Annotated in this window: 20 protein-coding genes and 1 pseudogene; 8 read left to right on the forward strand and 13 right to left on the reverse strand. The window is 59.7% G+C overall.

Annotation, left to right across the window (positions count from 1 at the left end; all coding sequences use genetic code 11):
- Positions 1-81 precede the first annotated feature (81 nt).
- Entirely contained in the window at positions 82-1,359 is a 1,278-nt protein-coding gene (locus tag ACZ9H3_RS18395; RefSeq protein WP_102053409.1) for an acetyl-CoA C-acetyltransferase, read from the forward strand.
- On the opposite strand, the gene ACZ9H3_RS18400 is transcribed toward ACZ9H3_RS18395, so the two are convergent.
- Positions 1,346-2,365, reverse strand: a complete 1,020-nt coding sequence (locus ACZ9H3_RS18400; RefSeq protein ID WP_476221887.1) for a bile acid:sodium symporter family protein — start codon at positions 2,363-2,365, stop codon at positions 1,346-1,348. The two genes, ACZ9H3_RS18395 and ACZ9H3_RS18400, sit on opposite strands and share 14 nt — an antisense overlap.
- Positions 2,366-2,450: 85 nt before the next feature.
- Here ACZ9H3_RS18400 and ACZ9H3_RS18405 point away from each other — a divergent pair, with 85 nt between their 5' ends.
- Complete coding sequence (locus ACZ9H3_RS18405; protein WP_099773455.1) at positions 2,451-3,239, forward strand: AraC family transcriptional regulator; 789 nt, start codon at positions 2,451-2,453, stop codon at positions 3,237-3,239.
- A gap of 21 nt (positions 3,240-3,260) precedes the next feature.
- On the opposite strand, the gene ACZ9H3_RS18410 is transcribed toward ACZ9H3_RS18405, so the two are convergent.
- Positions 3,261-4,028, reverse strand: a complete 768-nt coding sequence (locus tag ACZ9H3_RS18410) for a methyl-accepting chemotaxis protein (RefSeq protein WP_371918254.1) — start codon at positions 4,026-4,028, stop codon at positions 3,261-3,263.
- A 90-nt stretch (positions 4,029-4,118) separates the two neighbouring features.
- Positions 4,119-5,207 (reverse strand): annotated as a pseudogene (locus ACZ9H3_RS18415) (cache domain-containing protein); the annotation flags it as partial.
- A 221-nt stretch (positions 5,208-5,428) separates the two neighbouring features.
- On the opposite strand from ACZ9H3_RS18415, the gene ACZ9H3_RS18420 reads away from it, so the two are divergent.
- A complete protein-coding gene (locus ACZ9H3_RS18420; protein WP_099773457.1) occupies positions 5,429-6,310 on the forward strand; it encodes a PA4780 family RIO1-like protein kinase in 882 nt (293 codons plus the stop codon).
- A gap of 7 nt (positions 6,311-6,317) precedes the next feature.
- Here the strand turns inward: ACZ9H3_RS18420 and cueR are convergent, their stop codons facing one another.
- The 3 genes from cueR to ACZ9H3_RS18435 are packed head-to-tail and all read right to left on the reverse strand — an operon-like array spanning position 6,318 to position 9,560.
- Positions 6,318-6,719, reverse strand: coding sequence for a Cu(I)-responsive transcriptional regulator (cueR, locus tag ACZ9H3_RS18425; RefSeq protein WP_065761621.1), 402 nt, complete (start codon positions 6,717-6,719; stop codon positions 6,318-6,320).
- A complete protein-coding gene (locus ACZ9H3_RS18430; protein WP_476221891.1) occupies positions 6,716-9,118 on the reverse strand; it encodes a heavy metal translocating P-type ATPase in 2,403 nt (800 codons plus the stop codon). Before ACZ9H3_RS18430 ends, cueR begins: the two co-directional genes overlap by 4 nt.
- A gap of 55 nt (positions 9,119-9,173) precedes the next feature.
- On the reverse strand, positions 9,174-9,560 hold the full coding sequence (locus ACZ9H3_RS18435) for a hypothetical protein (RefSeq protein WP_099773459.1): 387 nt from the start codon (positions 9,558-9,560) through the stop codon (positions 9,174-9,176).
- Positions 9,561-9,708: 148 nt separating this feature from the next.
- On the opposite strand from ACZ9H3_RS18435, the gene ACZ9H3_RS18440 reads away from it, so the two are divergent.
- Together ACZ9H3_RS18440 and ACZ9H3_RS18445 are read left to right on the forward strand one after the other, a co-directional pair.
- Positions 9,709-9,906 (forward strand): heavy-metal-associated domain-containing protein, encoded by a 198-nt coding sequence (locus ACZ9H3_RS18440; RefSeq protein WP_330522354.1) that lies wholly within the window; start codon positions 9,709-9,711, stop codon positions 9,904-9,906.
- 119 nt (positions 9,907-10,025) lie between these two features.
- Complete coding sequence (locus ACZ9H3_RS18445) at positions 10,026-11,207, forward strand: multidrug effflux MFS transporter (protein ID WP_065761625.1); 1,182 nt, start codon at positions 10,026-10,028, stop codon at positions 11,205-11,207.
- Here the strand turns inward: ACZ9H3_RS18445 and ACZ9H3_RS18450 are convergent.
- The gene (locus ACZ9H3_RS18450) at positions 11,191-11,355 is read right to left on the reverse strand and encodes a hypothetical protein (protein WP_176717476.1); all 165 of its coding nucleotides are present in this window, start codon (positions 11,353-11,355) and stop codon (positions 11,191-11,193) included. The two genes, ACZ9H3_RS18445 and ACZ9H3_RS18450, sit on opposite strands and share 17 nt — an antisense overlap.
- 724 nt (positions 11,356-12,079) lie before the next feature.
- Between ACZ9H3_RS18450 and ACZ9H3_RS18455 the strand changes: the two genes are divergently transcribed.
- Complete coding sequence (locus tag ACZ9H3_RS18455; RefSeq protein WP_099773461.1) at positions 12,080-12,805, forward strand: ArsR/SmtB family transcription factor; 726 nt, start codon at positions 12,080-12,082, stop codon at positions 12,803-12,805.
- 69 nt (positions 12,806-12,874) lie between these two features.
- Here the strand turns inward: ACZ9H3_RS18455 and ACZ9H3_RS18460 are convergent, their stop codons facing one another.
- The 6 genes from ACZ9H3_RS18460 to ACZ9H3_RS18485 form a co-directional block, all read right to left on the reverse strand.
- The gene (locus ACZ9H3_RS18460; protein WP_330522356.1) at positions 12,875-13,828 is read right to left on the reverse strand and encodes an adenosine deaminase; all 954 of its coding nucleotides are present in this window, start codon (positions 13,826-13,828) and stop codon (positions 12,875-12,877) included.
- 133 nt (positions 13,829-13,961) lie between these two features.
- Positions 13,962-15,317 (reverse strand): 8-oxoguanine deaminase, encoded by a 1,356-nt coding sequence (locus ACZ9H3_RS18465; protein ID WP_476221895.1) that lies wholly within the window; start codon positions 15,315-15,317, stop codon positions 13,962-13,964.
- Positions 15,318-15,437: 120 nt separating this feature from the next.
- The gene (locus ACZ9H3_RS18470) at positions 15,438-16,124 is read right to left on the reverse strand and encodes an SDR family oxidoreductase (protein WP_102053401.1); all 687 of its coding nucleotides are present in this window, start codon (positions 16,122-16,124) and stop codon (positions 15,438-15,440) included.
- A 499-nt stretch (positions 16,125-16,623) separates the two neighbouring features.
- The gene (locus ACZ9H3_RS18475) at positions 16,624-17,208 is read right to left on the reverse strand and encodes an IMPACT family protein (RefSeq protein WP_065761675.1); all 585 of its coding nucleotides are present in this window, start codon (positions 17,206-17,208) and stop codon (positions 16,624-16,626) included.
- 9 nt (positions 17,209-17,217) lie between these two features.
- Positions 17,218-17,880 (reverse strand): TetR/AcrR family transcriptional regulator, encoded by a 663-nt coding sequence (locus ACZ9H3_RS18480; protein ID WP_099773466.1) that lies wholly within the window; start codon positions 17,878-17,880, stop codon positions 17,218-17,220.
- A 134-nt stretch (positions 17,881-18,014) separates the two neighbouring features.
- Complete coding sequence (locus ACZ9H3_RS18485) at positions 18,015-18,932, reverse strand: LysR family transcriptional regulator (RefSeq protein WP_409277240.1); 918 nt, start codon at positions 18,930-18,932, stop codon at positions 18,015-18,017.
- A gap of 114 nt (positions 18,933-19,046) precedes the next feature.
- Here ACZ9H3_RS18485 and aptA point away from each other — a divergent pair, with 114 nt between their 5' ends.
- Together aptA and ACZ9H3_RS18495 are read left to right on the forward strand one after the other, a co-directional pair.
- Complete coding sequence (gene aptA, locus ACZ9H3_RS18490; protein ID WP_065761678.1) at positions 19,047-20,393, forward strand: omega-aminotransferase AptA; 1,347 nt, start codon at positions 19,047-19,049, stop codon at positions 20,391-20,393.
- 70 nt (positions 20,394-20,463) lie between these two features.
- Entirely contained in the window at positions 20,464-21,957 is a 1,494-nt protein-coding gene (locus ACZ9H3_RS18495; RefSeq protein ID WP_065761679.1) for a CoA-acylating methylmalonate-semialdehyde dehydrogenase, read from the forward strand.
- Positions 21,958-22,486: the final 529 nt, after the last annotated feature.

Genomic DNA, 22,486 nt, shown 5'->3' on the forward strand with positions numbered 1-22,486 from the left:
CATGTTTTGCCGTTGGTCGCTTGAAGGTGGAAAAAACACCTACGCTGTATCGAGTCTGCCCTCAACACAAGGAGGTTGTGCATGCGTTCTTTGCGCCGGGTCGCAATCATCGGTGGTAACCGAATCCCCTTTGCTCGCGCGAATGGCCCTTATGCCAAGGCCAGCAACCAGGACATGCTCACGGCGGCCCTGGAGGGGCTGATCGAGCGCTTCAGCCTGCACGGCGTGCGCCTGGGCGAGGTGGCCGCTGGCGCGGTGCTCAAGCATTCACGGGATTTCAACCTGGCCCGCGAATGTGTCCTCGGCTCGCGGTTGTCAGCGCAAACGCCGGCCTATGATGTGCAGCAAGCGTGTGGCACTGGGCTGGAAGCGGCGTTGCTGGTCGCCAACAAGATCGCTCTGGGGCAGATCGAATGCGGGGTTGCCGGGGGTGTTGATACCACTTCGGATGCGCCGATTGCGGTGAGCGAAGGCTTGCGTCGGATCCTCTTGCAGGCCAATCGGGCGAAAGGTACGGGTGAAAAGCTCAAGGCACTGTTGCAACTGCGCTTCCGGCACCTGAAGCCCGAATTGCCGCGTAATGGCGAGCCTCGCACAGGCCTGTCGATGGGCCAGCACTGCGAGTTGATGGCGCGTACCTGGCAGATTGAGCGTCTGGCTCAGGACGAACTGGCCTTGCGCAGCCATCAGAACCTGGCGGCGTCTTTTGCCGAGGGCTGGCACGATGACCTGCTGACACCTTTCCTGGGTTTGAACCGCGACCAGAACCTGCGCCCCGACCTTACTCTGGACACGCTTGCTGCACTCAAACCGGTGTTCGATCGAAGCAGCCAAGGTAGCCTCACGGCAGGTAACTCGACGCCGTTGACCGATGGTGCCTCGGTGGTCTTGCTGGGGAGTGAAGCCTGGGCGCAGGAGCGAGGTTTACCGGTGATGGCCTGGCTGGTCGACGGCGAGAGCGCCGCGGTGGATTTTGTCCGGGGCCAGGAGGGGCTGTTGATGGCCCCGGCCTATGCGGTGCCACGGCTGCTGGCGCGCAATGGCTTGAGCCTGCAGGACTTCGACTACTACGAAATCCATGAGGCGTTTGCCGCGCAGGTGTTATGCACGCTCAAGGCCTGGGAAGACCCTGTTTACTGCCGCGACCGCCTTGGCCTAGAGGCGCCGCTGGGCCGCATCGACCGCAGCAAGCTCAACGTCAAGGGCAGTTCGTTGGCGGCCGGGCATCCGTTTGCCGCGACCGGTGGGCGCATCCTGGCCAATATGGCCAAGCTGTTGGCACATGCTGGCAAAGGCCGCGGGCTGATTTCTATCTGTGCAGCCGGCGGCCAGGGCGTGACGGCGATTATTGAGCGCTGAGGGCGGCGCTGCTGTCGATGCGAGTTGTACGGTTGGCGTACTGCTCGGCCATGACTGAGCAGACGATCAATTGCAGCGGGTGGTAGATCATGATCGGCAGCAGGATCAGCCCAAGCCCGGGGTGAGCGCCGAAGATCAGTGCAGCCATGGGCGCGCCGGCGGCCAGGGACTTCTTGCTGGCGCAGAACACTGCGGCGATTTCGTCCGCCGGGCTGAAGTTCAAGGCGCGGGCACTTCGAGTGGTCAGCCATAGCACCAGCGCCAGCAACAGTGCACTGCCGAGCAGGGCCATAGCGATCACTGCGGTGCCCTGTTGTTGCCACATTCCCGAAACCATCGAGTTGCAGAACGCGGCATAGACCAGCAGCAGGATCACCAGTTTGTCCAGCACGGCGGTGTAGCGCTTGTAACGGGCGAAGAGGTGTCCGAGCCAGGGCCGCAGCAGTTGCCCAAGCAGCAGCGGCAGCAGGAGCATGGCGCACAGGTCGAGCAAGGTTGAGCCAAGATCGATGCCGTCACTGCCGCTGCCAACCACCAGGCTGACCAACCAAGGGGTGATGAAGATACCCAGCACGCTGGACAGGCTGGCGTTGAGAATCGCAGCGGGTACGTTGCCCTTGGCGCTACCGGTGAGCGCCACCGAGGACGAGATGGTTGAGGGCAGGGCGCACAGGTAGAGGAAGCCCAGCATCAGCAGGGCCGGTACCTGGGTACCCAGTAATGTCTTGCCGACCAGCCAGAGCAGGGGAAAGACCACGAAGGTAAAGCCTTGCACCATCAGGTGCAGGCGCCAGTTTTTCAGGCCGTGACGAATCTGTTCGCTGGACAGGTTGACCCCGTGCAGGAAAAACACCAGGAACACGCCGATGTTGGTCACGTACTCGGCATGCAGGGCACCACCGCTGCTTCCAAAACGAGGGAACAGCCAGGCGAGCAGGGTGGCGATGAACATGCCGCAGAGGAACCAGTCGGTTACCACGCGCTTGAGGTGTTTGAACGCTTGCATGGGGAGGCCTGTGGATATTTTGTAATTGGCGATGACAGAGGCTAACCTGCGAGGTCTCTACCGTCTTGCGATACCAGGTCAATCGATGCCGCGTAACGGACAACCTTCAGGCCCTCGCCCGATTCCCACGCTGGAGCGCCTGCCCCGGCCGCTGTATGCGCGAGCCGAAAGTCTCAGCGCCGGATCCTGGACCTCGCGCCATCAACATGATTGGGTGCAGTTCTCCTATGCGATCAGCGGTGTGCTTGGGGTCTATACCGCTGAAGGCAGTTACTTTGCACCGCCACAGTGGGGCATCTGGATTCCTGCGGGGGTCGAGCATGAAGTGGTGACGTCGATGCGTGCCGAGATGCGCAGTGTTTATGTGCGACGCGAGGATGCGCAGTGGGCGCCGGACGGCTGTCGGGTGCTGGCCGTCACGCCGCTGGCCCGTGAGTTGATCAAGCAGTTTTGCCAGTTGCCGGTGGAGTACCCCGAAGGCAACAGCCCCGAGGCGCGCCTGGTGCAGGTATTGCTTGACCAGTTGCAGGGGCTGGCGGAGGTGGGCTTTTCCTTGCCGTTGCCACAGCATCCGCGCTTACGTGAACTATGCGACAGCCTGCTTGAACAGCCAACACAGTCCGACACCCTTGGCCAGTGGGCGGAGCAGTTGAACATGTCGGAGAAAACCCTGACTCGCCTGTTCCAGCGCGAGACAGGTTTGAGCTTTCGAGGCTGGCGCCAGCGGATGCGCCTACTGTCCTCGCTCAGCGTGCTTGAACAGGGCGCAGGGGTAACGGAGGCTGCGCTGGGGTGTGGTTATGACTCAACCTCTGCCTACATCGCAGCGTTCAAGCGCTTGTTTGGTTTTACCCCGGGGAGCCTGGGCCTGTAGCCGGCCCCCCAAGGCAGGACATCAGGTACGGAAACGGCGCACCAGCGAATCCAGTTCGTTGGACAACCCGGCCAGGCTTTCGGAGTCATGCCGCGCTGCGCTAGCCAGTTCGGCTACCAGTTGCGCGTCACCATGGATCTGGCTGATGTGCCGGTTGATGTCCTCGGCGACCTGATGCTGCTCTTCGGCTGCAGTGGCGATCTGGGTGTTCATGTCACGAATGACGTCCACCGACTCGCGGATCTGCCCGAAGCTGGTGCGTGCCATGCCAATACGGCTGACCGATTGTTGCGACACTTCCAGGCTGGCGTGCATTTGTTGCGCAACCTGGCTGGTGCGTTGCGCCAGATTCCCCAGCAAGCCATCGATTTCGGCTGTGGAGTCGGCCGTGCGTTTGGCCAGGGCGCGTACTTCGTCGGCCACCACGGCGAACCCTCGACCCTGCTCACCGGCGCGTGCGGCCTCAATGGCGGCGTTGAGCGCCAGCAGGTTGGTCTGTTCGGCGATGGAGCGGATGGTGCCGAGAATCGACTGGATGTCGTTGCTGTCGCGCTCCAGTTGTTGCATCGATTGCGCGGACTGCTCGATTTCCTGGCTCAGGCGATCAACGCTCTGAACGGCTGCGTCGATCTGCTGCTGGCCTTCCCGGGCCTGCTGTTGGCCGCTGTCGGCCGATTCGGCGGCCTGGCTGCAGGAGCGCGCGACTTCGTTGGCGGTGGCAACCATTTCATGGAACGCCGTGGACACCATATCCACCGCTTCACGCTGGCGCCCGGCGGCTTCGACCATGTCGCCGGAGACGCGGGTCGAGTTGCTGGAGGTGGCGAGGATCTTTCCGGCAGCCTGGCCGATATGCTGGATGAGGCTGCGGATGGCCGCGAGGAACTGGTTGAACCAGTTGGCCAGTTGAGCGGTTTCGTCACGACCCCGGACTTCGAGGTTGCGGGTCAGGTCACCTTCGCCCTGGGCAATGCCCTCCAGGCCCAGGCTGACGCTGTTGATCGGGCGTACGATCAAGCGCGCGAAGGTCGCCCCGACTACGGCGAAGACGGCGGCCAGCACCAAGGCAATGGCCGCGATCAACCAGGTCAGTTGCGTGGCCGCGCCCATGACTTCGTCCTGACGGACCAGGCCGATAAAGCTCCAGCCCAGTTGTTCGGAGGGCCAGACGTTGGCCATGTAGCGCACGCCATCAAGCTCGACTTCTACCAGTCCTTTCTCGACCTTGGCCAGTTGCGCATAGCCTTCGCCCAGAGAGCCCAGCATCTTGAAGTTGTGCTCGGGCTGATGTGGGTCGACCAGCACGTTGCCGTTGCGTTCAAGCAGCATCAAGTAGCCGCTTTCACCCAGCTTGATCTGCTTGACCAACTCGGTCAGCTGTTTGATCGAAACATCGACGCTGACCACTCCACCGGGCGAACCCAATGAGTTCGACACGGTGCGTACGGTGCTGAGCAGTACCGCGTCATCAGGTGCCCAGTAGTAAGCAGCAGTGCGCAGTGTTTTGCCTGGGTTAGCCATCGCGGTCTGGTACCAGGGGCGTTGGCGCGGATCATAGTTGGCCAGTTTCGGATCATCTGGCCAGGAGGCGTAACCGCCGTCTTTGACGCCGTAGGAAACATAAGCGTAAGCGGGATGACTGGCGGCCATGCGAGTGAAGAAGTCGACCAGGCGCTTGTCCTGTTCGCCTTGGGCGATACTGGCTGCATCGGCACTGATGTACTGTTTCAATCCCGCGCCGGTGCCAGTGAACAGAGGCTGTGCGGCCATGTAGTCGATGTTCTGGCTGATGCCTTCAAAAAACAGCTGCATGGCATTGGCGACTTGGCGAATCTCGCGGTTGCTGCCGTCGATGAAGGATTCACGAGCGTCCGTGCGCAGGTTCAACACCACCAGCGTGGCGACCACTAGAATGGGCAGGCTGGCAATGACGGCAAAGGCCCAGGTCAATTTCTGTTTGATGTTCATCCGCGCTCCGAATCATTCTTATTAAACACATGAACCCTCTAAAGAGTGGATCGGCAGGGTGCAGAGGAAATAAAGTGTCGTAGAAGAAAACCCCCGTGTTTATTGGCAAAACAGCCGAATCTGACTTTTTGCCGGCGTTTTACTCATAAAAAGAATGGCGGGTCGCGCGGTTTGCCGTTACAAACCCCTATACGCCTCACAAGGAGCCAGAATCAAAGCTGATGAAGACGCCAAAACGGATTGAACCGCTCGTGGAAGACGGGTTGGTCGACGAAGTGTTGCGCCCCCTGATGAGTGGCAAGGAGGCAGCGGTCTACGTGGTACGCTGCGGTCAGCACCTGCGCTGCGCCAAGGTCTACAAAGAGGCTAACAAGCGCAGTTTCCGTCAGGCCGCCGAGTACCAGGAAGGTCGTAAAGTACGCAACAGCCGCCAGGCACGTGCCATGGCCAAGGGCTCGAAGTATGGACGCAAGGAGGCTGAAGAGGCCTGGCAGAACGCCGAAGTAGCCGCGCTGTTCCGCTTGGCGAACGCAGGCGTTCGGGTTCCCAAGCCCTATGACTTTCTCGACGGTGTTCTGCTGATGGAGCTGGTCGTCGACGAACATGGCGACGCCGCGCCGCGCCTCAATGATGTGGAGCTTGAGCCCGAGCAGGCCCTGGAGTACCACGCATTTGTCATTCGCCAGATCGTATTGATGCTCTGCGCCGGGTTGGTGCATGGCGACCTGTCGGAGTTCAACGTGCTGCTGGGGCCAGAGGGGCCGGTGATTATCGACCTGCCACAGGCGGTGGATGCCGCGGGCAACAACCATGCGTTCAGCATGCTTGAGCGCGATGTTGGCAACATGGCCAGCTACTTTGGGCGCTTTGCGCCCGAGCTCAAGGCAACCCGATACGCTAAGGAAATGTGGGCGCTGTATCAGGCGGGTGAACTGCTGCCGGACACCGAGCTGAGCGGGCAGTTTGCCGAAACCGAGCACAGTGCCAATGTGGCCGATGTGATGCGTGAAATCGATGCCGCGCGCGCCGACGAAGCCCGTCGTCGCGCAGCCCTTGCACAGGAGGGCGTGGAGGCCGAGCCTACCCCGCCCTGGATGCAGTAAGCCAGGGTTAGTGGCAGCAACCGCCGGCAGCCAGGTCCTTGAGGATCGGGCAGTCCGGCCGGTCGTCGCCCTGGCAGTGGGCGACCAGTTCACTCAGGGTGTCACGCAGGCTGACCAGTTCGTCAATACGGCGATTGAGGTCGGCAATGTGTTCATTGGCCAGTGCCTTCACATCGGCACTGGCGCGCTGTCGGTCTTGCCAGAGTGTGAGCAGCCGAGCGACTTCCTCAAGCGAGAAACCCAGGTCGCGTGAGCGCTTGATGAAGGCCAGGCTGTGCAGGTCTTCCGGTTGGTAGAGGCGATAGCCGCTGTCGCTGCGCAGGGCCGGCTTGAGCAGGCCAATCGACTCGTAGTAACGGATCATCTTGGCGCTGAGGCCCGTGTGGCGGGCGGCTTGACCAATGTTCATGAGGCGTCGTCCTGTTGTCGGATCTCGGGTTTCCAGGTTTTAAGCCACAGTGCGTTGCTGACCACACTGACACTGGACAGGGCCATGGCAGCACCCGCCAGCACCGGGTTGAGCAAGCCGAAAGCGGCCAACGGAATCCCGATCATGTTGTAGATAAAGGCCCAGAACAGGTTCTGGCGGATCTTGGCGTAGGTCTTGCGGCTGATTTCCAGGGCCGCTGGCACCAGGCGCGGATCACCGCGCATCAGGGTAATACCGGCGGCCTGCATGGCAACGTCAGTACCTCCGCCCATGGCAATGCCGATGTCCGCCGCCGCCAAGGCAGGAGCGTCGTTGATGCCGTCGCCGACCATGGCCACGGTGCCTGAGCGTTTGAGTGCCAGAACGGTGGCGGCTTTGTCTGCCGGCAACACTTCGGCATGCACGTCTTCGATACCCAGTGCCAGGGCCACCACGCGCGCGCTGCCACGGTTGTCGCCGGTTAGCAGGTGGCTGCTGATGCCTTGCTCACTGAGTTGTTGAACCGCTTGCAGGGCGCCAGGCTTGAGGCTGTCGCCAAAGGCCAGCAAGCCCAGCACGCGCGCCTGCGGGGCGCGCTCGATCAGCCAGGAAAGGGTACGACCTTCCGCTTCCCATTCCTGTGCAGCCTTGGCCAGATCGCCCGGTTGCAAGCCACTTTCATCAAGCAGCCGGCGGTTACCCAGCGCCAGTTCGCGTCCATCCAGGCTACCGGCGATGCCGCGTCCGGTGAGGGATTGGCTGGTGCTGATGGGCGGCACTTCCAGGTGCTGTTCGTCACAGGCGTCGAGAACGGCCTTGGCCAATGGGTGTTCGCTGCCACGCTGCAGCGCACCGGCCAGCTTCAGCAACTGCGCCTGATCGCCGACCACCGCCTGGCTGTGGACAATGCGCGGGCTACCGGAGGTCAAGGTACCGGTCTTGTCGAAGACCACGCGATTGACCGCATGGGCACGTTCCAGCGCTTCGGCGTCCTTGATCAGGATGCCGTGGCGAGCCGCCACGCCGGTACCGGCCATGATGGCTGTCGGTGTCGCCAGGCCCAGTGCACAGGGGCAGGCGATGACCAGAACCGCGACGGCGTTGAGCAGTGCAGTTTCCATGGGGGCGCCGACCATCCACCAACCCGTGAGGGTCGCCAGGGCCAGCAGGAGCACCACGGGCACGAACACCTGGCTGACGCGGTCGACCAGTTTCTGGATCGGCGCCTTGGCCGCCTGAGCGTCTTCGACCAAGCGGATGATGCGTGCCAACACGGTTTCGGTGCCCAGCGCCAGGGTACGCACCAGCAAGCGGCCTTCGCCGTTGATCGCGCCGCCGGTTACACGGTCGCCAGGTTGCTTGGGCACGGGCAGGCTCTCGCCACTGATCAAGGCTTCATCGGCATGACTTTGCCCTTCGATCACCTCGCCATCCACCGGGAAGCGTTCGCCCGGCTTGACCATTACCAGGTCATTCAAGCGCAAGGCGCTGATCGGCACATCCCGCTCCTGGCCATCGATCACCTGCAACGCACGTTCAGGGCGCAGTGCCTCCAGGGCGCGGATGGCACTGGCCGTCTGGCGTTTGGCGCGGCTCTCCAGGTACTTGCCGAGCAGTACCAAAGCGATCACCACCGCTGAGGCTTCAAAGTACAGGTGGGACATGCTGCCGGAGCTGGTGCGCGCCCACTCATAGAGGCTCAGGCCGTAACCGGCGCTGGTACCCAGCGCGACCAGCAGGTCCATATTGCCTGCCCCGGCCCGCACGGCCTTCCAGGCGGCGACATAGAAGCGTGCACCCAGGATGAACTGAACCGGCGTGGCCAGGGCGAACTGCAGCCAGGCCGGCAGCATCCAGTGAATACCGAAGGGCTGCAGCAGCATTGGCAGTACCAGCGGCAGGGCCAAGGCAATCGCCAGGCCCACCGCCCAACGCTCCTTGTGCAAGCGGCGCTCGACGACGTCCTGGTCGGCCTTGCCGGTGAGCGGCAGGGTGGCAGTGTAACCGGCGCGTTCGACTGCGCCAGTCAACAGCGCGGTATCAATCGTGCCGAGAACCTCGACATGCGCGCGCTCGTTGGCCAGGTTGACGCTAACGCGGTGAACCCCGGGCACTTTGGCCAGTGCGCGTTCGACCCGACCGACGCAGGACGCGCAGGTCATCCCGCTGATCTGCAGCTCAAGGCTTTGAGTGGGCACGCTGTAGCCGGCATCCGTGACGGCTTCAAGCAATGCCGGCAGGCTCTGCAGCGGTGCGGTGACGCGTGCCTGCTCAGTGGCAAGGTTGACACTGACCTGTTCGGTGCCAGCGACCTTGCGCAATGCTCGCTCGACGCGACCTGCGCAGCTGGCGCAGGTCATGCCGGCGATTGGCAGGTCGAAGGTGGTAGATTCGGGCATGGGGGCGTTCCTCCTTGGGCGTGCCTCCAGCTTCAACCTTCCCACGCGGGGAAGGTCAATAGCCCAGGCTTGCCTTTTTCAGGTAGAGGCCATTTTGATCCACCGCTATTCGGTACTTATTGATCTGCCCGGCCTGCAGGTTCAATTGGGTGCTGCGTTGATTCTCGATACCCGGCAGGCAGCCGGGGGCTTGCCCTGGCAACAAGCGCATGCGCACTGCTACCGGGCCTGCTGGCAGGTTGAACGAAGTCGATTGTTCCTGGAACAGTCGGCCCGCCAGCTGATCGTTGAGGTACAGACCTATCTCGCAGGTCGTCGCCACTTCCAGGCGTTCCCGGGAAATGATCAGCACGCTATAGTCCGAGGGGCCTTCGGCACTGGCCTGGGGGGCGAGGCCGAACATACCCAGCAGGCCGAAAAGGCCCAATGCTGCCCTGCGCATGAGTTGAATCTCCTGAATCATGAATCGTCAGGAGCGCAGCTTGGCCGAGGCGGGCGCCGATTTCCAGCCCGGCAGCAGATCGAGGAACTTGACCTTGCCACGGTGGCAAGCTTGAGACTGCATCAAAACCTGAACGGAGGCACTCCCGATGCATGTATTCAATGTCCAAGGCATGACCTGCGGCCACTGCGTCAAAGCGGTTACCCACGCGGTGCAAAACCAGGATCCGACGGCGGTGGTTGAAGTCGATCTGGGGAAGAAACAGGTGCGTGTGCAAAGCACCCTGACACCTTCGAAAATTATCGAACTGATCCATGAAGAAGGTTACCAGGCCGAGGTGGCCTGATGACCTGAAAGGGCGGACGCAGGTTCGCTCTTTTTTTTACAGCAATGGCCAACAGCTCATCTGTAATGGATCCCGTACGGTTAGACTAACGAACTTGCTTAGCCTGCTACGGATTTCCGATGAACCTGCGAACCGTTTTGATTCTTGGCGCCTTGAGTGCCTTCGGCCCCTTGGCAATTGATTTCTATTTGCCGGGCTTTCCAGCCATGGCGCAGGCGTTCGCCACCGACGAGAAGCACATTCAGGCGACGTTGGCCGCCTACTTTCTTGGCCTGTCCCTGGGGCAGTTGGCCTACGGGCCGGTGGCCGATCGTTTCGGGCGTCGTATTCCGCTGTTGATCGGCCTTGTGCTGTTTACCGTTGCCTCGCTGGCCTGTGCGTTCGCACCGACACTGGAGGCGCTGATTGTGGCGCGTTTTGTTCAGGCGTTGGGCGGTTGTGCCGGGATGGTCTTATCGCGAGCGATTGTCAGTGATACGTGCGATGCCGTTGGCTCGGCCAAGGTCTTTTCCCAGTTGATGCTGGTCATGGGCCTTGCGCCGATTCTGGCGCCGATGTTCGGTGGGGTTCTGGTCAGTTTGCACGGCTGGCAGTCGATTTTCCTGGTGCTGACGGTGTTCAGTGCCTTATGCACCTTGGCGGTGTTACTCGGTTTGCCGGAGAGCTTGCCTGCGCATCAGCCGCGTCAGCCCTTGTCTGGTGCGTTGCGCCAGTATGGGCGCTTGCTCAACGACCGTGTCTTTCTTGGGCATGCCCTGACCGGCGGTGTCGCCATCGCGGGCATGTTTGCCTACATCGCAGGTTCACCGTTCGTGTTCATCAAACTGTACGGTGTGCCTGCCGAGCACTACGGCTGGTTGTTCGGCACCAATGCCGCCGGGTTCATCTTGATGGCGCAAGTGAATGCGCGGTTGTTGGCCAGGCGCGGCCCAGCTGCGCTGTTGTCGCGGGCGGTATGGGTATACGTGACGGCCGGGCTGGTTCTACTGGCGCTCAGCGCCCTGCATCCGGCCGCCTTGTGGCCGTTGTTGATACCGTTGTTCATAGGCATTGCCAGCCTGGGCGCGATTGTGCCGAATGCCTCGGCCTGTGCCATGAATGGTCAGGGCGCGCGGGCTGGGAGTGCTTCGGCATTACTGGGGTGCCTGCAGTTCAGTGTGGCAGCAGGTGCTGCGGCGTTGGTCAGCGTACTGGATGATGGCAGCGCCATACCGATGGCACTGGTGATCAGCCTGTGCGGCGTGATGGCCGTTGTGTTCTCTCAGGTCACACGCTGGCTGATGCTCAGCCGACCCGCTTGAGTGGATGCGGTGCCTGTAGGCGGGCTTGCAGCGTGGTGACGAAGGCGCGTGCTTCGGCTTCGCTGCGAAAGCTCACCACGTGCTGGTCGAGTTGCACTTGCCATGGGCTTCCGGGTTTTGTAGCGACTGCTTTGACAACGATGTTCATCGCACCGACTCCACTTGGCAAGTAACAGGTGAAGTCAGTTTAGCGTTGGTGCACAGGGGGCGACATGACCTGGGTCATCAGGCTGACTGGCGGTCATGCCTGTAGCTCGGAAACCGTCCAGCACATGCATGCCTTTGACCTGGCCTCTTTCCCGCAAGGCATGAGCGCAACGCCGCTCTGTATGCCATTGCCGTTGTCACAGGGCTCATGCAATGAGTGTTGCCGGCAATTACCGGAGGCACGAGTGTTAGTTTCGTATAGAACGTCACTCCGCCCATCTTACAATTACAGACTATTTATCTGCGGGTTTAATGTACTTGCTGCGTAGGCTTTGTTACGTCAGTGAAAGAACATAATTATTAAATAAAACGCTACGAGACATGGTTTTCGTGGCGTGAAGGATAGAGGGTTGAAAAGGCCGCTTATATCAACCGGCATTAATTTTTGTTCAAGGTTGAGGGAAGCACAGAGTATTGTCGGCGTAGCCTCGGGTTTAAGTGATTTTTGTTTCCATGCGCAGGCTTATACTGGCGTTGTCATCGTTTAACAGCGTGAGATGCTTCCATGGCAGGGAACGAACTGCGGGCCTCCCATCATTTGATTTCATCGATCTAGTAGTTGTCTGCGAAACAGTCGGCTCTCTGCGCTCACGGGAGCGGAGCATCGCTGTTGATAGTGTCCTGATCAATTGGCAAAGAGTGACTTTTTCTCGGGGAGTGAAGAGATGAAATCTGTTTCGAGTATAAGCAAAGTTGCAACCTTGCTGGCTGACCCAAAACGTAGCGCCATGCTCTGGGCGTTGATTGATGGGATGGCTCGGCCTTCGGAGGAACTGGCCGTGATGGCCGGGCTGACGCCCTCCTCGGCGTGCGCGCATTTGGCCAGGTTGTCGGCCAGTGGCCTGTTGAAGCTGGAGGCGCGCGGACGTAAACGTTACTTCAAGCTCGCAACGCCCGAGGTTGGGGCGGCCGTTGAGGCGCTGGCCAGTGTTCAGGTTCTCGGGCTTGAGGTGAAAGGCAGCGCGGCCGAGAAAGGCAACCCCAGCATTCCCTTGTCGATGCGTCGGGCACGTTTGTGTGGCGATCACCTGGGAGGCGAGTTGGCGGCCGACCTCTATCAGCGGTTACTTGACTGCGGTTGGTTGGAGTTGGTCGAGCAGCAGCTTGAAGTGACTCAGGAGGGGCGTGTGGAGTTTGCCCGTCTGGGCATTTACATCGAGGCGTTGGCTCAACGACAGCGCAAGATAGGCGTTCCGTGCAATTGTTGCAGTGAGTGGAGTGAGCGGCGTCCGCATCTGGGCGGGGCGTTGGGAAGCAGCGTATTAAAATTGTTTATCCAGTCTGGTTGGGTTCGCGTGAACGATGATTCACGCGCCTTGCATATCACCTCAGCCGGTATGCACAAGATTCGTCAGATGGCTCAACCCGTCGTGGCCAAGGTGGCTGGCTGAAGGCCGTTATCTGTTAGTGTCGCGCGCTAGTTTGGGGTAGTGGCTGGACAGCCACTACCCCATCTGGGCTCAGGCCTTGATCAGACGTGCATCCAGGCTGTTCTGCGCCAGGCGACGGGCCTGGTCTTGGGTCATGCCCAGGTGGGTGTACAGGGCATGGAAGTTTTCCGTGACGTAGCCACCGAAGTAGGCCGGGTCGTCGGAGTTGACCGTGACCTTCACGCCGCGCTCGAGCATGTCGAGAATGTTGTGATGGCTCATATGGTCGAACACGCAGAGTTTGGTGTTGGACAGTGGGCAGACGGTCAGTGGAATTTGCTCATCGATGATGCGTTGCATCAATCGCTCGTCCTCGATGGCCCGAACCCCGTGGTCGATACGCTGGATTTTCAGCAAATCCAGTGCCTCCCAAATGTATTCCGGTGGGCCTTCTTCGCCAGCGTGGGCTACGGTCAGGAAGCCCTCGCTGCGGGCACGGTCGAATACCCGCTGGAACTTGCTGGGTGGGTGGCCGAGCTCCGAGCTGTCCAGGCCAACGGCAATGAATGCATCGCGAAAGGGCAGCGCCTGATCGAGCGTTTTCTGGGCTTCTTCCTCGCTCAGGTGACGCAGGAAACTGAGGATCAGGCCGCTGCTGATACCCAATTGCTTGCGGCCATCTTCCAGTGCGCGGTCAATGCCGCTGAGCACTACTTCAAAAGGAATGCCGCGGTCGGTGTGGGTCTGAGGGTCGAAGAACGGCTCGGTGTGAATCACGTTCTGTGCCTTGCAGCGTTGCAGGTAGGCCCAGGTCAGGTCGTAGAAGTCCTGCTCGGTGCGCAGTACATCGGCGCCTTGGTAATAGAGGTCGAGAAACTCCTGCAGGTTGTTGAACGCGTAGGCCGCGCGCAGGGCTTCGACATCGTTCCAGGGCAGGGCAATCTTGTTGCGTTCGGCCAGGGCGAACAGCAACTCGGGCTCCAGCGATCCCTCCAGGTGCAGGTGCAATTCTGCTTTGGGCAGCGCGTTAAGCCAGTCGTACATAATCGTTTCTCTTCAGGTACAGATGCCGTCATTCTAGCGTGCCTGCACACTGCTAGGATGAGTGATCACGACAGTAATCCCATCGATGGCACTGTATATGCCATCGATGAGAGCGTGCATTGGCTTCAGTTGCTTAGCCTGCCATCAACGCCGCTGCAGCCTGGCGATGGTTGGCGATGAGTGCTTTGAGGTCCAGGCCATCGATGTGCCCATCGATGACACGCCAGCGGCCACCGACCATCACTCGATCAGCGCGGTCTGCGCCGCACAGCAGCAGAGCTGAGAGTGGATCGTGGCTGCCGGAGAAGCGCAGTTCGTCGAGTTTGAACAGGGCCAGGTCGGCCTGTTTACCCGGCGCCAGTTCGCCGATGTCGTTGCGCCCGAGCAATTGTGCAGAGCCTCGGGTTGCCCAGCCCAGTACCCGTTCCGGCGTAATGGCTTGCGCACCATAGCGCAGGCGTTGCAGGTACAGGGCCTGGCGAGTTTCCAGCATCATGTTGGAGGCATCGTTGGACGCAGAGCCATCCACACCCAGCCCGACCGGCGCACCGGCATTGCTAAGGTCCATGGTCGGGCAGATACCCGATGCCAGGCGCATGTTGGAACTCGGGCAATGGCAGATGCCCGTGCCGGCTTTGCCGAGGCGGGCGATTTCATCGGGGTTGAAATGAATGCCGTGGGCCAGCCAGGTGCGTGGCCCAAGCCAGCCGACACTGTCCAGGTAGTCGACGGTGCGCAGGCCGAAGCGTTGCAGGCAGAAGTCTTCTTCGTCCAGGGTTTCTGCCAGGTGTGTATGCAGGCGTACATCCAGATCTTCCGCCAGGCTGGCGCTGGCCTGCATGATTTCGCGGGTGACCGAGAAGGGCGAGCAAGGGGCCAGGGCAATCTGGATCTGCGCGCCGTCGCCACGCTCATGGTAGTTGTGGATAAGTCGCTGGCTGTCCGCCAGGATCACTTCGCCCTGTTGCACAGTTTGCTGCGGCGGAAGCCCCCCATCGGCCTCGCCCAGGCTCATCGAGCCGCGTGTGAGCATGGCACGCATACCCAGTTCCCGCACACTTTCGACTTGCACATCGATGGCCTCTTCCAGGCCTTCGGGAAACAGGTAGTGGTGATCGGCTGCCGTTGTGCAGCCCGACAATAACAGTTCAGCCAGTGCAACCTGGGTGGCCACTTTAAGCCGCTCGGGGGTCAGACGAGCCCAGACCGGGTAGAGCGTCTTGAGCCAGGGGAACAGTGGCTGGTTGACCACCGGCGCCCATGCGCGGGTGAGGGTCTGGTAGAAGTGATGATGGGTGTTGATCAGCCCGGGCAGCAGCACGTGCTCGCGGGCATCGAAGATCTGATCGCAGGGGGCGGCGGGAGATTGTCCCAAGCCAAGAACTTCGTGGATACGGCCATTTTCGATCACCAGGCCGCCGCGGGCGTCAAGGGTGTTGGCGGTGAAGATGGCGAGGGGGTTTTTCAACCAGATACGGGTCGCAGGCATGGTGCCGGCTCCTCTGAAAGTGGGTTCAGGTTAGCCAGCTCAGTGTTGCCCTGTCTGCTGATCCAGGTCCGCCATGGAGGCGAGACCTGGAGTCTACTGTTTCAGCGGTGGTGATTCAATTCACCAGATCAGGGGCTCGCCTTTGTAGTTGATGAAATACAGGCCACCCCGGCCGCTGTTTGCCTTGACCTGTTCAACCATGCCACGGGTGCTGGTGGCGACATCAATTTCGGCACCTTCACCGCCCATGTCGGTCTTGACCCAACCCGGGTGCATGGCCAATACGGTCAGGCCGGGGATTTCCAGGGGGCCGTAGAAACTGTTGATCATTGAGTTCAGCGCGGCCTTGCTGGCTTTGTACAAGGCCAGTTCTGGCGCATCGGGAATGCTGATACTGCCTAGGATTGAGCTCATGAAGGCGATCACGCCCCCGTCTGTCTTTACCTGATGGGCAAAGCGCTGGGCGACACGAATGGGCGCTACAGCGTTTGTCATGAACAGTTGACCGACCTCATCGAGGTTCGCGTGCTCAGCGTTCTGGTTGTCCGGGCCCTTGACGCCGGCGTTGATGAACAACAGGTCGAAGGTCTGCCCCTTGAGGCGCTGTTGAAGCGCGTCAAGTTGGGCGCTGCTGTTCATCTCCAGTGTCTCGACCTGAACATTCGACACTGCGTTCAGCGCAGCGGCTTTTTGCGGGTCGCGGACGGTGGCTACGACGTTCCAGCCTTCTTCGTTCAGACGCTGCACCAGGCCAAGGCCCAGGCCGCGTGACGCGCCAATGATCAATGCGTTTTTCTGGGTGCTCATGCGTAGGGTTCCTTTCAAGGAGGCGCACGGCATTGCCGCTCACACTGCAGGGTTGAGGGCATTTACCAATGCATGTGCCGAGGCTCATTTGGGGGTGACCTTGAAGCATACTCCAGCCTTCAGCCAAGGTGCAGTTCGGTCGCGATGACGCGGCGGGGCGCCTTCGTCATGACGTTGCACTGAGTGTCAGGATTGTTCAAAAAACAACCAGCTTGCCACAGGCGTGACCGTTCAAGCGCTTGGCTAAGGCGTACACGGTTTATCCACAGGTTGCTCCACAGTATCTGTGTGCAAGGCGAAAACAGAGGTATAAGCGTCAGTGGGCAGTCTTCGATTGGCTATAAATCAACCTAAGCGTCTGATTTACTGGCAATTGAAGCGCTGTCATCAAATATTGATCAAAATATGATCGTTTGCTTGCAGGCCACGTTTTAAAAGGGCTGTAGAGGAATGCACAGAGCTTATCCACAGCCAGGCCCACAGTGGATGTGGGCAACTGTCAGGTACGTTCCAACAGGATCCGGCCGCGGCTGAGGTCCGCCAATTGGCGCTGGAGAGGCTCGATGTGCGCTTCGCCAAGGGCAATCTGCACGTCGACGCCATTGGCGGTGAATTGCTCATCCAGCACCAGGCCGTCGACTTCTGCGACGCGTAGTTTGAGCAGTGCCAGTTCGCTGAACGTGCAACTGCAGCGCAGGCCGACTCGGCTGACCAGGCGTCTTTTATCGGCCTGCTGCAGGCACTTGTTGGCGCCACCACCGTAAGCCCGTGCCAAGCCTCCAGTACCTAATTGAATACCGCCGTACCAGCGGATCACCAGCACAACGACCTGGTCGCAGTCCTGGGCTTCAATGGCGGCGAGAATTGGCCGGCCTGCGGTACCACCAGGCTCGCCATCGTCGCTGCTACGGTACTGCTGACCGATTTTCCAGGCCCAGCAGTTATGGGTTGCAGCCAGATCACTGTGTCGCTCAATGAATTGTTGAGCTTCAGTTGGGCTGCTGATCGGGCCTGCGAGGGTAATGAAGCGGCTTTTACGGATTTCTTCGCGAAACTCGCAGGTGTCCAACAGAGTTGAAGGCATAAACGATGTTCAATTGGGAGGTGTCAGGCCACAGCCTTTGAGGATGATGTGGATAAGGTTGTTGCTGGCTTCTTCCATGTCCTGCTTGGTCAGGCGGCTACGGCCGGTGACCTGGCAGATCTGGGTCGCGAAGTCTGCGTAGTGCTGGGTACTGCCCCATAACAGGAAGATCAAATGTACTGGATCGACGGGGTCCATCTTGCCAGCGTCGATCCAGCTCTGGAAGACCGCTGCCCGCCCCTGGAACCAGGTGCGATAGTCCTGGTTGAAGTACTCGCTCAGGCACTGGCCGCCACTGATGATCTCCATGGCGAAGATACGTGAGGCTTGTGGATTGCGCCGCGAAAACTCGATCTTGGTGCGAATATAGTTGCTCAGCGCAACAGCGGGATCGTCATCGCTGTTCAGGGTGTTGAAGGTGCTGTCCCATAGTTCGAGGATGTTGCTCAGCACCGCAACGTAAAGCCCCAGCTTGTTGGTGAAGTAGTAGTGCAGGTTGGCCTTGGGCAGCCCGGCGTTCTGCGCAATCGTGTTCATGCTGGTGCCTTTGAAGCCATGGCGGGCGAACTCGTCTTCGGCGGCCTTGAGAATAGCTTGCTCGTTCTTTTGGCGTATGCGACCAGCAGGTTTGCCGGAGGCTGTCAGGCGATGCGCAGGGACTTCCAGGGTCATGGGGCGTTTCCGGAAAATACGAAGTAAATGCTGAGCAACAGATAACCCAGTCACAGCTATCAGGCAAGCATCTACCCGCTAAAAAACGCAATCTTCGTGTTTTTTTGGGTGTTTGGTACTGCTGTGCCAGCCTCTTAGCGGGTTGCGGCAAGGCTTTCCAGAAAGCTCTCCAATACCAGGTGTGGTCGGCGGCCTTTACGGGTTACCCAGGACAACCCCAAATCATAAAAGCGTTCGCTGGCTTTGAGGGCTCGCAAGCGTCCCTGTTGCACCCAGGAACTGGCGTAATGGTCTGGCAGATAACCGATGTAGCGCCCGGTCAGGATCAGAAAGGCCATGCCCTCGCGGTCCGAGGCACTGGCGGTGCAGTTGAGCGCCTGATAGTGAGCCTGAATGTCGGCGGGCAAGCGAAACGTCGGTGCAATGGCATCCTGGGTGTTCAGGCGTTCATCGTCGAGCTGGCGATCGTCGACATAGAACAATGGATGCCCCACGGCGCAGTAGAGCAGTGAGCGCTCGCTGTACAGTGGCTCGTACTCCAGCCCGGACAGCGGGCTGGTTTGTGGTACCACGCCAACATGCAGGCTGCCGTCGAGCACACCTTGCTCGACCTGACTGGGTGCAATCATGCGAATCTGGATACGCACGTCGGGGCCACGATCCTTGAGTTGTGCCAGAGCATGGGTGATCCGCATGTGTGGAAGGGTGACCAGGTTGTCGGTCAGGCCGATGTTCAACTCGCCTCGCAGGTGCTGGTGCAGGCCGTTGACTTCGGTGCGAAAACTTTCAAGAGCGCTGAGCAACTGCAGCGCAGATTGATAGACCTCGCGGCCTTCCTCGGTCAGCGAGAAACCGGCACGGCCCCGTTGGCACAAGCGCAGGCCAAGGCGCTGCTCCAGGTCGCTCATCTGCTGGCTGATTGCTGATCGACCAATGCCCAGTACGTTCTCGGCAGCCGAAAAGCCGCCGCACTCCACCACGCTGCGGTAGATCTTCAGCAAGCGAATATCAAAATCACTGACCTGGGCAAGGGGCTCCGGGCGACGGCTCATAGTTTAGTGCTCGGTTATCTAAAGATTAGAAAAGTAGGCTTTTTCAGACTTTATAGCCGTGACAACTTAGCTGCAACAACACATATCACCCAATCGCCTTGCGAGGTTTGTCCGATGAACATGCCTGAACACGCACCAAACGGTCTGGCCAGCCAGCTCAAGCTGGATGCGCACTGGATGCCGTATACCGCCAACCGTAACTTCCAGCGTGATCCGCGCCTGATCGTCGCCGCTGAAGGCAGTTATCTGACCGATGACAAGGGCCGCAAGATCTACGACGCACTGTCGGGCTTGTGGACCTGTGGTGCGGGCCATACCCGCAAGGAAATCCAGGAAGCCGTGTCGCGTCAGTTGGGTGTCCTCGACTATTCGCCAGCCTTCCAGTTTGGTCATCCGCTGTCGTTCCAACTGGCCGAGAAGATCACCGACCTGACCCCGGGCAATCTGAACCACGTTTTTTATACCAACTCGGGCTCTGAGTGCGCCGACACCGCCGTGAAGATGGTGCGTGCCTACTGGCGCCTGAAAGGTCAGGCGACCAAGACCAAGCTGATCGGTCGTGCCCGTGGCTATCACGGCGTGAACATTGCCGGCACCAGCCTCGGCGGGGTGAATGGCAACCGCAAGATGTTCGGCCAGTTGCTGGACGTCGATCACCTGCCTCACACCGTGCTGGCCAGCAACGCCTTTACCAAGGGTATGCCTGAGGAAGGCGGTATCGCCCTGGCTGATGAGATGCTCAAGCTGATCGAGCTGCATGACGCCTCGAACATTGCTGCGCTGATCGTTGAGCCGCTGGCAGGGTCTGCAGGCGTATTGCCGCCACCGAAGGGCTATCTGAAGCGTTTGCGCGAGATCTGTGACCAGCACAACATTCTGCTGATCTTCGATGAAGTGATTACCGGTTTTGGTCGCATGGGGGCGAACTTTGGCGCTGAGGCCTTTGGTGTTACGCCAGACCTGATGTGTATCGCCAAGCAGGTCACCAACGGTGCCATTCCGATGGGGGCCGTGATTGCCAGTACTGAGATCTACCAGACCTTCATGAACCAGCCGACTCCCGAGTATGCAGTGGAGTTCCCCCATGGCTATACCTACTCGGCGCACCCAGTTGCCTGCGCGGCAGGTATTGCGGCCTTGGACCTGTTGCAGAAAGAAGGCCTGGTTCAGGCTGCCGCTGAGCTGGCGCCGCACTTCGAGAGCGTGCTGCACGGCGTGAAGGGTGCGAAGAACATCGTTGATATTCGTAACTACGGCTTGGCGGGTGCGATCCAGATTGCTGCGCGTGACGGCGATGCCATCGTTCGCCCTTATGAAGCAGCGATGAAACTGTGGAAAGCCGGTTTTTACGTCCGCTTCGGCGGTGACACCCTGCAGTTCGGACCAACCTTCAACGCTAAGCCGCAGGAGCTGGACCGTCTGTTCGATGCAGTCGGCGAAGCGCTGAACCAGGTCGACTGAGCCCTTCTATATATAAGTAGCAGGCGCGGGCAGCCCCGCGCCTGGACTAGCACCCTCTCTGGAGTTCTGCATGAGCATTGTTCAACATTTGATCAACGGCGACCTGGTGTCTGGCGGCGAACGTACCGCCGAGGTCTTTAACCCGTCCACTGGCCAGGTTATCCACAAGGTAGCGTTGGCCAGCAAGGAAACGGTCCAACAGGCTATCGATGCCGCCAAGGCAGCGTTTCCGGCCTGGCGCAATACACCCGCGGCCAAACGCGCTCAGATAATGTTCCGCTTCAAGCAACTGCTGGAAAAGAACGAAGCGCGTATCTCCCAGTTGATCAGCGAAGAGCACGGCAAGACCCTGGAAGACGCCGCTGGTGAACTGAAGCGGGGTATCGAGAACGTTGAGTTTGCCTGTGCCGCACCCGAAGTACTGAAGGGTGAGTACAGCCGCAATGTCGGCCCGAACATTGACGCCTGGTCCGACTTTCAGCCGCTGGGTGTGGTTGCCGGCATCACTCCGTTCAACTTCCCGGCGATGGTTCCACTGTGGATGTACCCACTGGCCATCGTTTGTGGCAACTGCTTCATCCTCAAACCGTCTGAGCGTGACCCAAGCTCGACGTTGCTGATTGCTCAACTGTTGCAAGAGGCTGGCCTGCCTGACGGTGTGCTCAACGTGGTGCACGGCGACAAGGTTGCCGTGGATGCCCTGATTGAAGCGCCTGAAGTCAAAGCCCTGAGCTTTGTAGGTTCGACGCCAATCGCGGAGTACATCTATAAAGAAGGCGCTGCCCGTGGCAAGCGCGTCCAAGCACTGGGTGGTGCGAAGAACCACGCAGTGCTGATGCCGGATGCCGACCTGGATAACGCAGTCAGTGCACTGATGGGGGCCGCTTACGGTTCCTGTGGCGAGCGTTGCATGGCGATCTCGGTTGCCGTCTGTGTCGGTGACCAGGTCGCTGATGCATTGGTGGCCAAGCTGGTGCCACAGATCAAGGCACTGAAAATCGGTGCAGGCACTTCCTGTGGTCTGGACATGGGGCCGTTGGTTACCGGGCAGCACCGCGACAAGGTGGCAGGCTATGTGGAAGACGGTCTCAAGGCCGGTGCCGAACTGGTTGTTGATGGTCGCGGCCTGAGTGTCGCCGGTCATGAGGAAGGCTTCTTCTTGGGTGGCTGCCTGTTCGACCGCGTGACGCCAGAGATGCGCATTTATAAAGAAGAGATCTTCGGTCCTGTGTTGTGCGTCGTACGGGTTAACAGCCTGGAGGAAGCAATGCAGCTCATCAACGAGCACGAGTACGGCAATGGCACATGTATCTTCACCCGCGACGGTGAGGCCGCTCGCTTGTTCTGCGACGAAATCGAAGTGGGTATGGTCGGTGTCAACGTGCCGCTGCCGGTACCGGTGGCTTACCACAGCTTTGGTGGCTGGAAGCGTTCGCTGTTCGGTGACCTGCATGCATATGGCCCGGATGGGGTGCGTTTCTACACCCGCCGCAAGGCAATCACTCAGCGCTGGCCACAACGCGCCAGCCATGAGGCTTCGCAGTTCGCATTCCCAAGCCTGTAAGTGCGGCTAGAAAGAGAGGGGAGGCCGTAAGGCCTCCCCTCTCTTGTTTTGGCCTATTTGGGCGTGATGCATAGAAACGTTACAGATAGTCCTTGACGTGCTGCTTTATATCTCTATAATTCGCCCCACTTCCGGCGCAGTCGAAACGGAAAACTCCTTGGTAATCAATGAGTTAGATGTTTAACGAGGGTGCTGGAAGTGCTTCGGTCGAATAGATCGGCAGCGGTGAAAAAGGTGGTTGACAGCGAGTTGAAACGCTGTAGAATTCGCCTCCCGCTAACGAGAGATCGAAGCGAGTCAAGTGGTTGAAGTTGAACGGAAAATTCTGAAAAACTTCAAAATAAACGCTTGACAGAGACAGAGGAAAGCGTAGAATGCGCGCCTCGGTTGAGACGAAAAGCTCTTAGCCAACCGCTCTTTAACAATCGAATCAAGCAATTCGTGTGGGTGCTTGTGAAATCAGACTGGTAGTCAAAAAGATTATCAGCATCACAAGTGACTACACGAGAAATCGAAATAGTCATTTGAG

This window comes from Pseudomonas sp. TE3910 (assembly GCF_056279025.1).